At 66.4% G+C, this 15,144-nt stretch carries 18 protein-coding genes; all 18 read left to right on the plus strand.

The annotated features are described in order from the left end of the window. Window positions 1-9 precede the first annotated feature (9 nt). The gene (locus tag H283_RS0104045; RefSeq protein WP_020142240.1) at window positions 10-252 is read left to right on the plus strand and encodes a hypothetical protein; all 243 of its coding nucleotides are present in this window, start codon (window positions 10-12) and stop codon (window positions 250-252) included. Then, the gene (locus H283_RS0104050) at window positions 252-488 is read left to right on the plus strand and encodes a hypothetical protein (protein WP_020142241.1); all 237 of its coding nucleotides are present in this window, start codon (window positions 252-254) and stop codon (window positions 486-488) included. The genes H283_RS0104045 and H283_RS0104050 overlap by 1 nt, the downstream gene beginning before the upstream one ends. An 82-nt stretch (window positions 489-570) precedes the next feature. Beyond that, window positions 571-1,821, plus strand: coding sequence for a hypothetical protein (locus H283_RS0104055; RefSeq protein WP_028785316.1), 1,251 nt, complete (start codon window positions 571-573; stop codon window positions 1,819-1,821). A 225-nt stretch (window positions 1,822-2,046) separates the two neighbouring features. Beyond that, a complete protein-coding gene (locus H283_RS0104060; protein ID WP_156022953.1) occupies window positions 2,047-2,502 on the plus strand; it encodes a helix-turn-helix domain-containing protein in 456 nt (151 codons plus the stop codon). A gap of 151 nt (window positions 2,503-2,653) precedes the next feature. After that, on the plus strand, window positions 2,654-3,379 hold the full coding sequence (locus tag H283_RS0104065; RefSeq protein WP_020142243.1) for a hypothetical protein: 726 nt from the start codon (window positions 2,654-2,656) through the stop codon (window positions 3,377-3,379). Beyond that, window positions 3,376-4,608 carry a DnaB-like helicase C-terminal domain-containing protein gene (locus tag H283_RS0104070; protein ID WP_020142244.1) on the plus strand — a complete coding sequence of 411 codons (1,233 nt, stop codon included), beginning with the start codon at window positions 3,376-3,378 and terminating at the stop codon, window positions 4,606-4,608. The genes H283_RS0104065 and H283_RS0104070 overlap by 4 nt, the downstream gene beginning before the upstream one ends. After that, window positions 4,608-5,057: a hypothetical protein gene (locus tag H283_RS0104075; protein WP_020142245.1), complete on the plus strand. Its 450-nt coding sequence runs from the start codon at window positions 4,608-4,610 to the stop codon at window positions 5,055-5,057. The genes H283_RS0104070 and H283_RS0104075 overlap by 1 nt, the downstream gene beginning before the upstream one ends. Continuing rightward, on the plus strand, window positions 5,057-6,112 hold the full coding sequence (locus H283_RS0104080) for a toprim domain-containing protein (RefSeq protein ID WP_020142246.1): 1,056 nt from the start codon (window positions 5,057-5,059) through the stop codon (window positions 6,110-6,112). Before H283_RS0104075 ends, H283_RS0104080 begins: the two co-directional genes overlap by 1 nt. Beyond that, window positions 6,112-7,767, plus strand: coding sequence for a DEAD/DEAH box helicase (locus H283_RS0104085; RefSeq protein WP_156022954.1), 1,656 nt, complete (start codon window positions 6,112-6,114; stop codon window positions 7,765-7,767). The genes H283_RS0104080 and H283_RS0104085 overlap by 1 nt, the downstream gene beginning before the upstream one ends. A 123-nt stretch (window positions 7,768-7,890) precedes the next feature. After that, window positions 7,891-8,337 (plus strand): hypothetical protein, encoded by a 447-nt coding sequence (locus tag H283_RS0104090; protein WP_020142248.1) that lies wholly within the window; start codon window positions 7,891-7,893, stop codon window positions 8,335-8,337. Continuing rightward, window positions 8,334-8,789: a MerR family transcriptional regulator gene (locus tag H283_RS0104095; RefSeq protein WP_020142249.1), complete on the plus strand. Its 456-nt coding sequence runs from the start codon at window positions 8,334-8,336 to the stop codon at window positions 8,787-8,789. The genes H283_RS0104090 and H283_RS0104095 overlap by 4 nt, the downstream gene beginning before the upstream one ends. Before the next feature lie 13 nt (window positions 8,790-8,802). Next, a complete protein-coding gene (locus H283_RS0104100) occupies window positions 8,803-9,012 on the plus strand; it encodes a hypothetical protein (RefSeq protein WP_020142250.1) in 210 nt (69 codons plus the stop codon). Beyond that, a complete protein-coding gene (locus H283_RS0104105) occupies window positions 9,009-9,260 on the plus strand; it encodes a hypothetical protein (protein WP_020142251.1) in 252 nt (83 codons plus the stop codon). Before H283_RS0104100 ends, H283_RS0104105 begins: the two co-directional genes overlap by 4 nt. Continuing rightward, the gene (locus tag H283_RS0104110; protein ID WP_020142252.1) at window positions 9,261-10,097 is read left to right on the plus strand and encodes a hypothetical protein; all 837 of its coding nucleotides are present in this window, start codon (window positions 9,261-9,263) and stop codon (window positions 10,095-10,097) included. Window positions 10,098-10,181: 84 nt separating this feature from the next. Next, window positions 10,182-12,122, plus strand: coding sequence for a DNA polymerase (locus tag H283_RS0104115; protein ID WP_020142253.1), 1,941 nt, complete (start codon window positions 10,182-10,184; stop codon window positions 12,120-12,122). Next, window positions 12,119-12,523, plus strand: a complete 405-nt coding sequence (locus H283_RS0104120; protein ID WP_020142254.1) for a hypothetical protein — start codon at window positions 12,119-12,121, stop codon at window positions 12,521-12,523. The genes H283_RS0104115 and H283_RS0104120 overlap by 4 nt, the downstream gene beginning before the upstream one ends. A gap of 7 nt (window positions 12,524-12,530) precedes the next feature. Beyond that, entirely contained in the window at window positions 12,531-13,016 is a 486-nt protein-coding gene (locus H283_RS0104125) for a hypothetical protein (RefSeq protein WP_028785317.1), read from the plus strand. 30 nt (window positions 13,017-13,046) lie between these two features. Continuing rightward, a complete protein-coding gene (locus tag H283_RS23975) occupies window positions 13,047-15,101 on the plus strand; it encodes a hypothetical protein (protein WP_020142255.1) in 2,055 nt (684 codons plus the stop codon). The last annotated feature ends 43 nt before the right edge of the window (window positions 15,102-15,144 follow it).

Here is a 15,144-nt window from a genome sequence, read left to right on the forward strand (position 1 = left end):
CAGGCCCGAATGCTCGCTGAGTACCTTCAGTCCGTCATCCGTTCCGTCGTCCCGGTCGCAGTCGCCGCTGTGGTCTCCTTCGGCCTCCGCTACGGGGTCCACCTCGACGAGGGTGCCACGGCCGACCTCCTCGGTGCCCTCGTGGGTAGCGGCTACTACGCGCTCGTGCGCTGGGCCGAGGAGAAGTTCCCCAACCTCGGCTGGCTCCTCGGCAAGCCGGGCACGCCGTCGTACGGGAGTGCCGGGGACTGATGTTCCACTTCGCGCTGCTCGCCCTCTCGGTCTTCCTCGTCTACGAGATCGGGAGGGCGAGCCTGCCCGACCGCGTGCCGGGCATCGTCCACGCTCTGGGCCTCCCGGTGATCGCCCTGCTGCTCAACCGGTACGCCTCCGAGGAGATCCTCATGGCGGTCGCCGCCGCCTCCGTCGCTGCCGTCATCGACCGCATCATCGTCGGCAGTTCGCGCACCATTTCGCGCGTCAGGTAGCAACTACTTGAGCCGATCCGATTGACAGGCTATGCTTGTCGAGGAGCGAAACCCGCTCCAAAATCGACCAAGGAGCATTGATTTGAGCAAGAAGACCATCGCCATCGCGTTCGTCGGCAGCGCCCCGGTGCGACCCCTCGCCATCCGCTCGGCCCTGAACGACTGGCTCGGCTTCGGCGAGCCCGACGCGGACGGCCTCTTCGAGGAGTCGGCGAAGTACGACGTCAGCCTGCTCTTCCCCGCCGGTCCGGACCACTGGAACCCGGCGCTGGAGGAGGTCTGGAAGTGGTCCGCCATGGCGAACCTCGAATACGACCTCGTCCTCGACAAGCACGGCAAGGACGACGACTCGCTGGAGTTCGTCGTCGAGGACGCCGAGCAGGTCATCGAGGTGACCAACGTCAGCAAGGCGCTCGTCGACAACCTCGACAAGACCGACGCGGACGAGAAGTTCATCGTCGCGCTGTGGGGCGAGGAGGGCGACGACGAGGCCGACTCCGTCCTGACCTTCTCCGAGGCAGCCGGGATCCCCGCCAAGGACCTGTCCGCCGCGCTCGACGACCTCGTCTACGGCGACCCCGAGGAGGACGAGCCCGAGGTTCAGCCCGAGCCGGACCCGGAGCCCGTGCCGGAGGAGCGCCCTCGCCGAGGTCGTCGCGGTGCCAAGGCCGAGGAGAAGGCCGAGGAGCCCGCCGCTGAGGAGGCTCCGCGCCGTCGCCGTGGTGCCAAGCCGGAGCCGGTCGCCGAGGAGCAGGCGCTCGACGAGGACGAGGAGACCCTCGACGACGAGCCCGTGGCTGCCCCGGAGCCGGTCAAGGAGGAGAAGCCCAAGACCACGCGCAAGGCCAAGGAGAAGGCTCCCGAGCCGGAGCCCGTCAAGGACGAGCCGGTGGCCGAGGAGAAGTCGTGGGGCGAGGCCGGTGCCGGTCACGTCGCCAAGGCCGACATCCCGCCGGTCGTCTGGGAGGCGCTGCAGAAGGCGCGTCGCTACATCGACCACATCGACGTCGGCACCGCGATCAAGAACGACGCGGCCGAGACGATCTCCTCGCCCCTCGCACTGCTCCTCGGCAAGGCGCTGTCCGCGCTGGAGAACATCCAGAACGGCGAGCCCACCACCACGGAGCCGGTCAGCGTCGAGGAGAACGCCGAGGAGCCCAAGCGCCGGGGTCGCCCGCGCACCAAGGCCGAGGTGTTCCCCTACCTGCACAACGAGGCGGAGGGCACCTACCGCAAGGCCGGTCGTGGCCGTCCCCGCCGTGGCGAGACCCGCGTCGAGTTGACGCAGGAGCAGGTCGACGATCTCACCAAGCAGGAACTCATCGAGGACTGACCTCCAGATGACGCAGCAGGAGCCCCGGACTGGGAGGCAACGCCTTCAACCAAGTACCGGGGCTCCTGCGCGGGACGTTCTCGCCGGTGCGGGGACCAACCGCTGCCACGGGGACCAGACCGTGTCCGGGAAGAACGTGAGCACCAACCCGGCCGGAAAGGGACAACCGGTTGTGCAGCATCAGATTACACGAATCGTTACCGAAACGCTACACAGAATGGACCAGTGACACCCATGTCCGATCTCGGCACCCGCCGAACCCCCTACTCGATCCCCGACAACACCGAGCCCTTCCCCGAGGACCGGATGTCGTGGGCCATCGAGCAGATCCCTCATCTCTCGCCGCAGGAGTTCGTCGTCCTGCTTCATCTCTCCCGCCACTCGTGGGGCCGTTACACCAAGCAGGGTGATGACCTCATCGGCTTCGTGCGCTCCGAGTGGTCCAGCGTCCGCCGCACGGCCGAGCAGATGAGCAAGTCCCGCTCGTCGATCCAGCGCGCCATGGCGGGGCTGCGCGAGAAGGGGTACATCACCATCTCGCCGACGACCACCTCGCGCGGGAGCGGCCCCAGCGACATCAAGATCTGGTGGTTCGAGAGCGACGACATCATGCGCGAGGAAGTCCGCAACGACCCCGCAGCCCTGCCGGAGATCTTCCGCTCCGGTGAGCCCTCCGAGTAGTCGGGGGTGTCCCACCAGTGGGTCACATGGGTGTCCCACTGGTGGGTCGGGGGTGTCCCATTCGTGGGTCACTCTTATAAGGAAGAGCACTGGCTTTTAGAGCACTGGCAGAGCGCTGGCGGCAGCCGCTGCCGGAGAAGGAAGGACAACCATGACCCGCTACGCGGACAACGACCCCCGAGCGCTCCTCGGTGATGAGCCCTCGGGCGACCGGTACGGCTCGAAGAAGCCGCCTGCGGCCCCTCGTGGCAAGCCCCGCTCCACCGGCGGCACCGGAAGCACCCGCCAGACGCGCGCCACGGCCCGCAGGAGCGACGAGGAGACCGTCCGGCAGGTTCGGGACGGCAAGCCTCAGAACAAGGCCTCCAGCGGCCTCTACGACACCCTCGCCGAGCAGTTCCTCTCGCAGGACTGGATCGCCACGCACCGAGGCAACACCGCGACGGTCCCGACCATCGAGGTGGGCGACACCGGCCGACCACTCATCGCCAAGATCCTCCGCGACAAGGTCGCCTCGGAGAAGCGCTTCGAGGGTCGCGACGACGAGAAGATCGCCGAGGTCGTGGAGTACGCGATGAAGCACTTCTTCGACCGGCTCGACAACGACCTTCGCCGGGGGCGGCTTGTCAACCAGTTCGTCAGTTCCGATTGGTGGGATACGCTTATCCCTGAAGCCATCGACCACTGGCACGCCGTCCGCATCCCGCCCGAGGTGTTCGAGCGCGGACGACAGGAGGCCGAGGCCTTCTACGCGGCGTGGCCCACGCGTGACGCCCGCCCAGCACGACCGACCAACCCGCGTGAGGCTGCCGAGCGCTTCGAGCAGATCCTCGCCGCCAACCGACCGAACTACGACGATTGCGAGCCGCTTACGTGAGTGCCAACGGCAGGTACCTCCTCTCGAAGGTCGTTGAGACCCAGCGCCTTCAACCCCTGCTCGCTGCGGGCATCGGCCCCCAGCACTTCCCCGTGGAGATCGACCGCGAGGTCTTCGAGACCCTCCACGACAGTCATACGCGGCACGGGTCGCTCCTGAGCGTGAAGACGCTGAAGATGGACTTCCCGGAGTACAAGTTCATCAAGGTCCCCGACGACATCGAGATCCTCGTCGAGCGCGTCCAGCGGGACTACCTCGGCTCGATGCTCTCGCTGACGATCAACGCGGCAGCCGAGTCGTGGGACGGCGGGGACTTCGACGCCGCGCGCCTGTCCATGGAGATCGGCCTGAAGCAGATGCAGGCCAACAAGACCAACGGCCTGCGCACCCTCGACATCCGGTCCCTCGCCGAGAAGTGGGAGAACGACCGACTCAACACCGAGAAGGGCATCCCGTTCGGCATCAAGGAGATCGACGACGAGACCGGTGGCGTCTTCTCCGACCAGTTCGTCGTCGTCATCGGCCCTCCCGGCTCGGGTAAGTCCGCCCACCTGCTGTCGTACGCCGACGCCGCTGCCAAGGCGGGCCACCGCGCGCTCTTCATCACCATCGAGATGAGCGACGAGCACCAGATGGCCCGCCTCGCGGCCAAGCACTCGGGCGTGCCCTACAAGACCATCCGTCGTGGCACCCCCGACCAGCGCCAGAAGCAGAAGATCGCCGCCGCGCTGGAGAAGATCGCCGACGGGGAGCGCCTGATCATTCAGGAGGTGCCCGCCGAACTGGCGTCGATGGAGACGGTCAACGACCTCGTCGCGAAGTTCGCCCCGGACGCGATCTACATCGACGGTGCCTACCTGATGCAACTGCCCAACGTCCGCGCGAACGCGGCCCAGTGGGAGAAACTCAGCGAACTCACGCGCTCGATGAAGAACCTCATCCTGAAGCATCATCGCCCGATCTTCATCAGCACGCAGGTGCTGCTCTCGAAGATGGTCGGCGGCGAGGTGACGCAGGGCAGCGTCGGCTACTCGTCCTCGTTCCTGCAGGACGCCGACATCATGATCGGTGTTCAACCCGACGGGGAACTCCCGGACCGCCAGATGGTCAAGGTGCTGAAGTTCCGAGACGGCAACAAGCCGAACGTCCACGTCCAGTGGGACTGGCAGACGTACAACATGACGTCGGCTGCAGAGGCCTCGGGCGATCAACCGCAGGCGCAGTTCTGATGCAGGGCGGCGACATCTCCAACGAGGTCACGGCCCGGTTCCTCCTCGTCTTCGAGGGGCTCATCGGGATCCTGCCGGACAAGCGCGCGGAGGCGAAGTTCTCTCGCAGCGTCCGCTTCAAGCGCTGGGAGGCAGCGGTCGGCCAGTTCCACCTCAACGAGATGGCCTCGAAGGTGGTCTGGGACACGGTCTGGCGGCGCAACTACTCGGTCGACGTCGTCACCTTCCTCGGCGACGACATGGTCGACCACGTCCGCAACCGGATCGAGCACTGGGGCCTGCCCGTCGGCAAGGTCTGGACCGAGGACAAGTACCTGCTCGCCCGCACCCTCAACTACCGGCCCGACGTCATCGGCGTCTACCACACCAACCCGGCCGACTTCGCTGTCTTCGGCAGCAAGGGACGGGTCGTCGACCCCGCCATGCCCACACTCATCGGAGGCTACTGATGCGCCGCGCGAAGCACCGCACCCGACCGGCAGCGACCGGCTGGGAGGCCATGTCGCTCATGGTCTCCAACCCCATCCCCGGGGACATCCCGGCGTGCCTCGACGAGTTGGGCGTCGACTTCCGGCTCGTGCTCGAAGAGGCCCACATGAAGTGCCCCGCGCACTTCCGTCGGCTGGGCAAGGAGGACCGCCACCCCTCCTTCTCGGTCAACATCGAGGACGGCCTCTACAACTGCTTCTCGTGTGGCTTCACAGGCAAGTTCTGGGAACTGGTCAAGGAACTGACCGACATGACCCAAGAGCAGGCCGTGGCGTGGTGCCAGAAGCGCGGGGGAGTGGAGCGCGCGAAGCGCATCGTCAGCGAGGAGGGCGGTCTGAGGTTCGGGGCTGTCGACACCACCACGGTGATCAACGAGGCCAGCCTCGCGCTCTACGTCGAGGTCCCCGAGAAGGCCTGCGCCACCCGCAACATCGCCCCCGACTCCGCCGACCACTACGGCGTGCTCTGGGACAAGGACGAGGAGCGCTGGATCGTACCCATCCGCGACCCCAACACCGGCAAGTTGTGGGGCTGGCAGGAGAAGAACGCCCGGTACTTCCGGAACAAGCCCTTCAACGTCCGCAAGCAGGACACCCTCTTCGGCATCCACCAGATCGACCCGGAGGAGCGCACCGTAATCGTCGTCGAGTCTCCGCTCGACGTGCCCCGAGGTCATACGGCTGGCTACGACAACTTCGTGGCCACCTTCGGCGCGGAGATCACCAACGAGCAGTTGGCGTTCCTCTTCGAGCGCTTCGACATCATCATCTGGGCCCTCGACAACGACCGCGCCGGAGCGAAGGCGCTGAAGGCCATCCTCACGCTCTACAAGGGCTACCCGAACATCCAGCGCGTCTTCAAATACGCCGTGCCGTGGGACCGCGCCCTCGACGACGCGAAGAAGGACCAGCCCGAGGGCTACGTCAAGGACATCGGCGACATGACCGACGGCGAGATCCACACCGGCGTCACCGGTGCCGTCTCCGCGCTCACCTACGGGAGGACCTTCAAGTGATGCTCACCGGGCTGCGGCCCTATCAGGAGGAGGCCGTCGACATGGCCACCGAGCGCGGCTCCGCGCTCATCGCCTACGAGATGGGGCTCGGCAAGACCATCTGCGCCCTCGCGATCTGCGAGGAGATCATGGGCCGCGACAGCGAGACCGTCGCCGCCATCGTCGTGCCCGCCAACCTGAAGTGGCAGTGGGCGCAGGAGATCGCCAAGCACACCGACGTCGACACCACGACGAAGAAGATCCGGCTCAACGGGGAGTCCCACGACATCACCATCCCCAAGGAGCACCACGGCCTCGTCATCGACGGCGACCGGGAGAAGCGCCGCAAGCAACTGCGCTACGCCATGGAGCAGCGCCCGCCGTACGTCATCCTCGGCTACGAGAACGTCGTCAACGACTGGCGGCTCGTGTCCCGGCTGCGCCCCGACGTCATCGTGCTCGACGAGGCCACGGCCATCAAGACGTTCAAGGCCAACCGCACCAAGCAGATCAAGCGGTGGACCGCCGACGTGCGCGTCGCGCTGACCGGCTCGCCCATCGAGAACGGCAAGCCGGAGGAGATCTTCTCGATCATGGAGTGGGTCGACGCCAAGGTGCTCGGCCGCTACGACCTGTTCGACAAGGCCTTCATCACCCGCAACTCCTACGGCGCGGTCGTGCGCTACAAGAACATGCCGGTGCTCAACCGCAAACTGCAGGGCGTCATGTCCCGCAAGCGCCGCACCGACCCCGACGTCGCGCCCTACCTGCCGGAGGTCACCGAGACGACCGAGTGGGTGGCCATCGACAAGCCCACCCGGGACGCCTACAAGGTCATCGGGCAGGACCTGCTGGAGGCCCTCGCCAAGGCAGCGGAGAAGACGGTCAACGACTTCGACCTCTTCAACCACTACCACGGTGGCGGGGACTCCGGCGGCACCAAGGAGGCGGGCGACATCATGGCGCGGATGCTCGCGACCGAGATGCTGCTGAATCATCCCGACCTCGTGCGCCAGTCCGCGCGCGAGTACTTGGAGAGCGTCCGTCGCCGGAAGGAGGGGGAGGAGCGCGCCACGTGGCCCGGGTCGAAGTACGCGGCCCAGATCGTCCGCAACGGAGCGCTCGACGCCGTCAAGAGCAGCCCCAAGATGGATCACCTCATCACCCGCATCGGAGAGATCACCGAGGGCAACCCCGCCAGCAAGATCATCGTCTTCTCGTTCCACCGCCGGGCCTGCGCGATCATCGAGCAGCGGCTCGCCGAGGTCGGCATCGGCTCGGTCTCCTACCACGGCGAGATGTCCGCCAGCCAGAAGGTCGGCGCGGTGGCCAAGTTCCGCAACGAGGAGCAGACCCGCGTCATCATCTGCTCCCACGCGGCAGCCTTCGGCACCGACCTGAACATGGCCGACTACCTGATCAACTTCGACCTGCCGTGGTCGGCTGGGACGATGGACCAGATCAACGCCCGCCACGTCCGCGCGTCCTCGAAGTTCAAGAGCGTCTACATCATCAACATGCTCTGCGAGAACACCATCGAGGCCCGCAAGCCCGAGGTGCTGGCCCACAAGCGCCGCACCGCCTCGGCCGTGGTCGACGGCAAGGGAGCAGACGGACGGGGCCGCGTCGAGAACAGCGTGGCGACCCTAACCGAGTTCCTGAAGCGCACCCTATGACGTCAATCGGAACGCGCTGCCCGGTTGACTCATAGTTACTCCTCCGGTACCTTTGTCTCGTGGCCGCATCACTGCGGCGACTGACAATCGAACCGACCACACCGATTGACGAAAGGTGAGCCTATGCCGCGTGTTGTCCAGCGCCGATCCGGACTGAGCCAGTTCGAGCGCAAGGCCCTGCAGTTCCTCGCGCTGCGCGACGAGGAGAAGCAGATCAAGATCCGCAAGGAGGCCCTGCAGAAGGTCCTTCAACCTCAGGTCGCCAAGGACGGTGACCTCGACGACATCGGCGGTCATCGCGCGCTGACGTTCCGCGAGCCCATCGAGATGGGCGGCAAGACCTACACCGGTCTGAAGCAGGAGCGTCGCGTCAGCAAGGTCTTCGACGAGGAGAAGGCCGAGGAGATCCTGAAGGCCAAGGGCCTCTGGGAAGACGCCATCGAGACCATCGAGGTCATCGACCAAGACAAGGTCTACGCCCTCCACATGGACGACAAGATCACCGAGGCCGAGATGGACCTGATCCTCGCGGACAAGGAGACGTTCGCGTTCGTGACGGTGGCCGCGTGAGCACCCAGATGGTCGACGCTGCCTTCGAGCAGTTGGGGTTCTACCCCGGGTCGAGCCGCCCGATCATCCGGCACCCGAACCGGCACGTCGAGGACCGCCCCCGTCGCCACCAGTACGCCATCGACGACTCGTGGGACGAGAAGCCCCGCAAGTACGTGACCAACGGCGTCGAGACCGAGTTCTTCACCGTCGGCCAGTTGGCCCGGGCCCTCGGTCGTGAGGCGGTCACCATCCGCAAGTGGGAGCGCGAGGGCACGATCCCCGTCGCGATCTTCCAAGTCCCCGGCAAGGAGGGGGACGCCCGAGGCCGACGCCGCCTCTACACGAGGGCTCAGGTCGAGGGGATCGTCCGCATCGCCCACGAGGAGGGCGTGCTCCACGAGCGCCGCCGCTCCTTCGCCACCACGGAGTTCAAGGCACGCGTCCTCGAACTCTTCAAGAAGACCACCTGACAAGGAGATCCACATGTTCAACCCCACCCAGAGCGCTCAGGACAAGTTGCTCAGCGAGCAGGCGTCCGCCGAGATGTTCGGCCGCAACGTCGCCGCCCTCGTCGAGAAGGGCTCGGACCTGAGCAGCGTGCTCGTCACCGTCGCGGAGTACGTCGCCGAGGCCGACGAGCCGACCATCGGAGAGGCGAACCGCTACCTCTACCGCTGGCTTCGCGGCGAGTGAGCATCCGCGTCACCCGAGCCCGCAAGGTCGTCGTCAACCCGGTCATCAACGGCTACGAGTCCATCGAGATGTTCGCGTCAGTCGCGGACGAGTTCGACGTTCTGCCGAAGGACCTCGACGAGTGGGCGCAGGGCTATGACGGCCTGATCGACCGGCTGCTACAGGGCGAGATGGACGCCGCCGCAGCCGTGACCAGCAACGAGCACTCCATCGTGCACGACTACCGATTCACCGAGAAAGAGGACTGAATGCCCCGCACCGTACGCCGTACCACCCGCTCGCGCGACGAGATCGACGAGCAGGACGAGGACCGCCCCACCCGTCGCGGCAGTCATCGCGAGGAGCGACCCGCCCGCCGTGGCCGCTCCCGTGACGAGGACACCGACAACGGCTTCGACGACGATGACGACGACGAGCCCGAGGAGAAGCCCCGCGCCCGTCGCGCCAGCCGCGTCAAGGACGAGCCGAAGCGCAAGTCCGGCCGTGCCGCCGCATCCGGCTGGGGAGCCGCCGAGGAGGTCCGCGAGGCCATCCCGTCGACCGGCAACTTCGCCGAGGACCTGAAGTTGCCCGAGAAGGGCAAGATCATCATCAAGTTCGTCGAGGACGAGCCGTTCGACTCCTACGCGGAGCACTGGGTCCCGCAGAAGGGCAAGCAGTCCTTCACCTGCGCCGGTGAGGACTGCCCGCTCTGCGAGGTCGGCAACCGCCCGAACGCCAAGATCTGCTTCAACGTGATCTCGCTCGCGGACCCGGCCAAGCCGGAACTGAAGCGCTGGCGCACCGGCGTCCAGATCGCCGAGACCATCAAGGAGTTCACGGTCAAGGGCGAGAAGACCGCCCCGCTGAGCCGCGAGGACTACTACTACGAGGTCAAGCGCGCGAAGACGGCCAACGACAAGACGGTCACGACGGTCACGCCGATCAAGGCCCGCGACCTCGACAGCGACTACGACATCGAGCCGCTGACGGACGACGACATCGACGAGGCCATCGAGAAGGCCGGTGGCCTCTACGACTGGGAGTCCACCGAGGACACCCCCATGTCGGTGCTGGAGCAGCAGGCCGACAAGGCCGCTGCCTGACGGCAGCCCGCAACACCCGCCGACGCCCCATCTCTCAGCCGAGGGGTGGGGCGTCGGCATCCTCGGACCACGAAAGGACCACGCATGGCCCGCTTCTCCAGCAACACGATCCTGACGCCTGACCGGCTCGTCGAGGTCGTCGACTACTTCAAGCAGTTCCCCGACATGGTGGTCGACTTCGAGACCACCGGACCCAACCGAGGGACCCCTCATCTCGCGCCCGTCGTGTGGACGATCCTCTCCACGCACGGGCGCACGGTCACCATCCCGACGGGTCATCCGAACGGCAACGTCCTCATCTCCCGGGCGACGAAGAAGAAGGACCCGGAGACGAAGAAGTTCCGCAACATCCCGGCCGTCTACGACGCCCCGCCGCCCCAGATGCGCCCCTCGGTCGCGTGGGAGATCATGGCCCCGCTCTTCACGAACGAGAACCGGATCCTCTACGCGCACAACGCGACCTTCGACTTCCCGACCGCCGCCAAGTACCTCGACGGCAACCTCCCGGCTGGCTCGCTGCGAGACACCATCGTCATCCAGTGGCTGCTCGACGAGAACCGCAACCAGTACGGCCTGAAGCCGCTCGTCGAGCACTACTTCGGGCACAAGTACGACTCCGAGGGCGTCGGCAAGTGCGTCGAGGCTCACCCCTTCTGGAAGGTCCACCGCTACGGCTACCTCGACGGGGCCTACACGTGGCACCTGAAGCAGGGGCTGGAGCCCCGGCTGGCCAAGTTCAACCTCCAGCGCGTCTACGAACTGGAGAACGAGGTCACCCGGATCGTCAGCCAGATGCGCCTCGACGGCGTGCGGGTCAACGAGCCCGAACTCGACCGCCTTCATGCCCAGTACTCCGACGAACTCGTCGACCTCGAAGCCAACTGCTACCGCGCCGCTGGCAAGGAGTTCAACCTCAACAGCGTGCCCCAGAAGCAGGCCATCCTCTTCGACCCGAAGAAGAAGGGCGGGCAGGGGCTGAAGGTCATGAAGAAGACCAAGACCGGGGGCGCGTCCACCGACGCCGAGGCGCTGGACCACCACGCCGCCAACCCAGTGGTCAAGGCGCTCACGGAGTACACCGACGTGCAGAAACTCCAGAGCACCTACATCGAGGGCTACACCGGCGTCGAGGGCGACCCGAAGAAGCCCCGCCAGATCTTCGACGGCCGGGTGCACGCCGAGTTGCTCCAGTACGGCACCGTCACCGGCCGCTTCTCCTGCCGTGCCCCCAACCTGCAGAACATCCCCCGCCCGTCGACCGAGAAGGGCAAGCAGATCCGTGGCCTCTTCATGTCCGACCCGGGCGAGAAGTTGGTCGTCGCCGACTACGGCCAGATCGAACTCGTCGTCCTCGCGCACTACGCCCGGGCCTACGCCTTCGACGGTCGCGGCGCGCTGGTCGACGGCTTCGAGGCAGGCATCGACGCCCACACCCTGACTGCGAGCAAGGTCTACGCCGTGCCGTTCGACGAGGTCGTGCCGCCGATGCGCCAGACCAGCAAGGGCATCAACTTCGCCGTCGTCTACGGCGCGGGCCCGGACAAGGTCGCCGCCATGGCCGACACCTCGGTCGAGAAGGCCAAGGGCTTCCTGAAGATCCACCAGCAGGAGTTCCCCGAGGTCTACGTCTTCAAGGACGCCGTGCTGGAGTTGGCACGCTCGCGCAAGCCGGTGCCCTACATCACCACGCTGGCTGGCCGACGTCGCCGCCTGCCGGGCCTGAACTACTCGGACAAGAGCCTGCGCGGTCTGGCCGAGCGACAGGCCATCAACAGCCTCATTCAAGGCTCGGCAGCCGACCTCATCAAGACCGCCATGGTGCGCCTGACGAAGACGCTGCCGTCGCACTCCTCGCTCATCCTCAGCGTCCACGACGAACTCGTGGTCCGCACCCCCGAGTCGGAGGCCGAGGCGACGCAGGAGATCATGCGCGAGGCCATGCTGGGTGAGGGCATCGCCAAGATGCTCTCCGTCCCGATGACCTCCGACAGCAAGATCGTGGACGTCTGGGCGGAGGCGAAGTGAGCCACCACGACGACGTCGACCCGGCACACGCCGACGGCTGGCAGTACGCCCCGGGGATGCGCTACGAGAGCAGCGAGACGATCCGCCACCGGGTCATCACCGACATCATCCCGCCGGAGCGGCTGGCGAACCCTCGCGTCGCAGAGGGGCTCGGGTACGTCCACCCGAGCCCCGACGTGCAGGCCCTCGACCTAATCCGTCTCGTCGAGCGGAAGAAGGTCATCAGGGAGATCCTCCCGGCCATGGGTCTCCTCATCGCCGAATCGCTTCAGGTAACCGAACAGGCTATTCTGATTGACGGCAACCTTGGTATGACGGACCGCGAGAAGCAGATCGCGTCGACCGTAACCGTCGCCGTCGTCAGCAGCCTGCTCGACATGGGCATCGTCACTCGCAGATAGGAACCACATGACCAACTTCTGGGCCCAGCGGCTGGGCGTGCAGCCCGCCCCGCAGCAGGTTCAACCGGCAGCCCCCGTGGCCACTCCCGGAGCCCCGTGGTGGGCCCCGGCACCGGTGCCCCAGCCCGTCCCGATGCCGCAGGCTCCGGGCATCCCCGGGTACCCGCCGGTGCCCATGCCGCAGGTTCCCGCGCCGGAGCCCGAGCACCACGGGTGGGGCAGCGTCAAGGGATCGCTGGCCAAGGCGAAGAGCGCCAAACTCACCTCCGTCTGCGGCAACTGCGGCTCCGGCAACGTCTTCCGTCCGACGCCCAACGCCATGGAGCAGTGCTACGACTGCGGCGAGAACCCCCGCTTCAGCCAGACCGGCGGCGAGGGAGGGCTCCCCTCCGAGGCCTCCGGCCCGACCCAGCAGGCCCGCCAGATCAGTGGCGGTGGCGGTGCCGGTGGGCGCAGCAACTTCAACCCCGGCGAGATCGTCGCCCGCCTCTAGTACGTGACCAACCCCAACAGGAAGAAGAGCATGACCACCTACGCACGACCGCACTACCTCTCGTTCGGCCTCTCGGACGAGTTCGTCGACCGGTACACCGACCGCCCGGTCCCCTTCGGGTTCGAACTCCCCGGTGGCAGCAGCCTCGGCGAGATCACCTTCATCACCAAGTACTCGCGCAAGCGTGAGGACGGCACCAAGGAGCGCTGGCACGAGGCCTGCCGCCGCGTCATCGAGGGCATGTACTCGCTGCAGAAGGACTACGTCAAGGACAACCGTCTGCCGTGGAACGACCGCAAGGCTCAGGCCTCGGCGCAGGAGGCCTACGACCGCCTCTTCCACCTGAAGTGGACCCCGCCGGGCCGTGGCATGTGGATCATGGGCACCCCGCTGGTCAACGAGCAGAAGAACAGCGCCCCGCTGCAGAACTGCGCCTTCATCTCGACCGACGACATGACGGTCAACGACCCGTCGATGCCGTTCACCTTCCTCATGGAGGCCTCGATGCTCGGCGTCGGCGTCGGCTTCGACACTCGCGGCGCGGACAAGGGCTTCAAGATCCACGAGCCGTCACCCATGCACGACCCCGTGGTGATCCCCGACAGCCGCGAGGGCTGGGTGAACTCCGTCCGGCTCGTGCTGGAGGCCTACCTGAAGCCGAACCAGCACCTGCCGGAGTTCGACTACAGCCTCATCCGCCCTGCCGGTGAGCCCATCAAGACCTTCGGGGGAACGGCAGCCGGGCCCGGGTCGCTCGTCGAACTTCATGTGACCCTCCGCCGCCTGCTTGGCGGACGTGACGGCCAGCCGCTGACCTCCACCGACATCGCTGACATCGGCAACCTCATCGGCAAGTGCGTCGTCGCGGGCAACGTCCGCCGCTCGGCCGAGATCCTCCTCGGCGACATCGAGGATGAGGCCTTCCTCGACCTGAAGAACTGGGAGGTCAATCCCGAGCGCATGGCCTACCCGACCGGCTGGGGCCAACTCAGCAACAACTCCGTCGTCGTCGGCGTCGACACCCCTCTCGACGCCATTGTGGAGAAGATCGCGATCAACGGCGAGCCCGGGGTCATCTGGCTCGACACCGCGCGCAACTTCGGGCGACTGAAGGACCCCGCCGACTACAAGGACTACCGGGTCATGGGCTTCAACCCCTGCGCCGAGCAGCCGCTGGAGTCCGGCGAGATGTGCACTCTCGTGGAGACCTACCTGCACAACCACGAGACCAAGGAGGACTTCCACCGCACCCTGAAGTTCGCCTACCTCTACGCCAAGACGGTCACCCTCATCCCGACCCACTGGCCCAAGACGAACGCGATCATGCAGCGCAACCGCCGCATCGGGACGTCGGCCTCGGCCATCGCCAACTTCGCCGACGACAAGGGCCTCAGCGTCCTGCGTGAGTGGCTCGACACGGGCTACGGCATCGTCGACCAGTACGACCGGATCTACTCCGAGTGGCTCTGCGTCCGCGAGTCGATCCGCACCACGACGGTCAAGCCCTCCGGCACCGTCTCGCTCATGGCCGGGGCGTCCCCGGGCGTGCACTGGCAGCCGGGCGGCAAGTACTTCGACCGCGCCATGCGCTTCGGCAAGGACGACCCCATCGTCGTGCTCGCCGGTGACGCCGGGTACCGCGTCGAGCAGGCCAAGGAGAACCCCGACAACGTCGTGGTCTTCTTCCCGGTCAAGTCGAAGGCGTCACGCTCGGAGAAGCAGGTCTCGATCTACGAGAAGGCCAACCTCGCCGTCGAGGCCCAGCGTTGGTGGAGCGACAACGCCGTCAGCGTCACGGTCTCCTTCGACGCCGAGAAGGAAGCCGACGACGTCAAGCGGGTGCTGGCCATGCACGCGGGCCACCTGAAGACGATCTCGTTCCTGCCCATGGGCAACGCGGTGTACCCGCAGATGCCCTACACCGAGATCACCGAGGCTGACTACATCGCGGCCGAGGAGAGCATCTTCGGCATCGACTTCGAGCCCCTCTACAACGGGGACATGAAGGCCATCGACGCCATCGGTGAGGCCTTCTGCAGCACCGACGCGTGCGAGGTCAAGGATCTCCTGAAGTACGCCGCGTAGTAGCAACTACTTAACTGGACGGCCCGGGTCGTCAGCGCATACC

Origin of the sequence: Terracoccus sp. 273MFTsu3.1, from assembly GCF_000383675.1 — a bacterium.
Classification (GTDB): Bacteria; Actinomycetota; Actinomycetes; order Actinomycetales; family Dermatophilaceae; genus Terrabacter.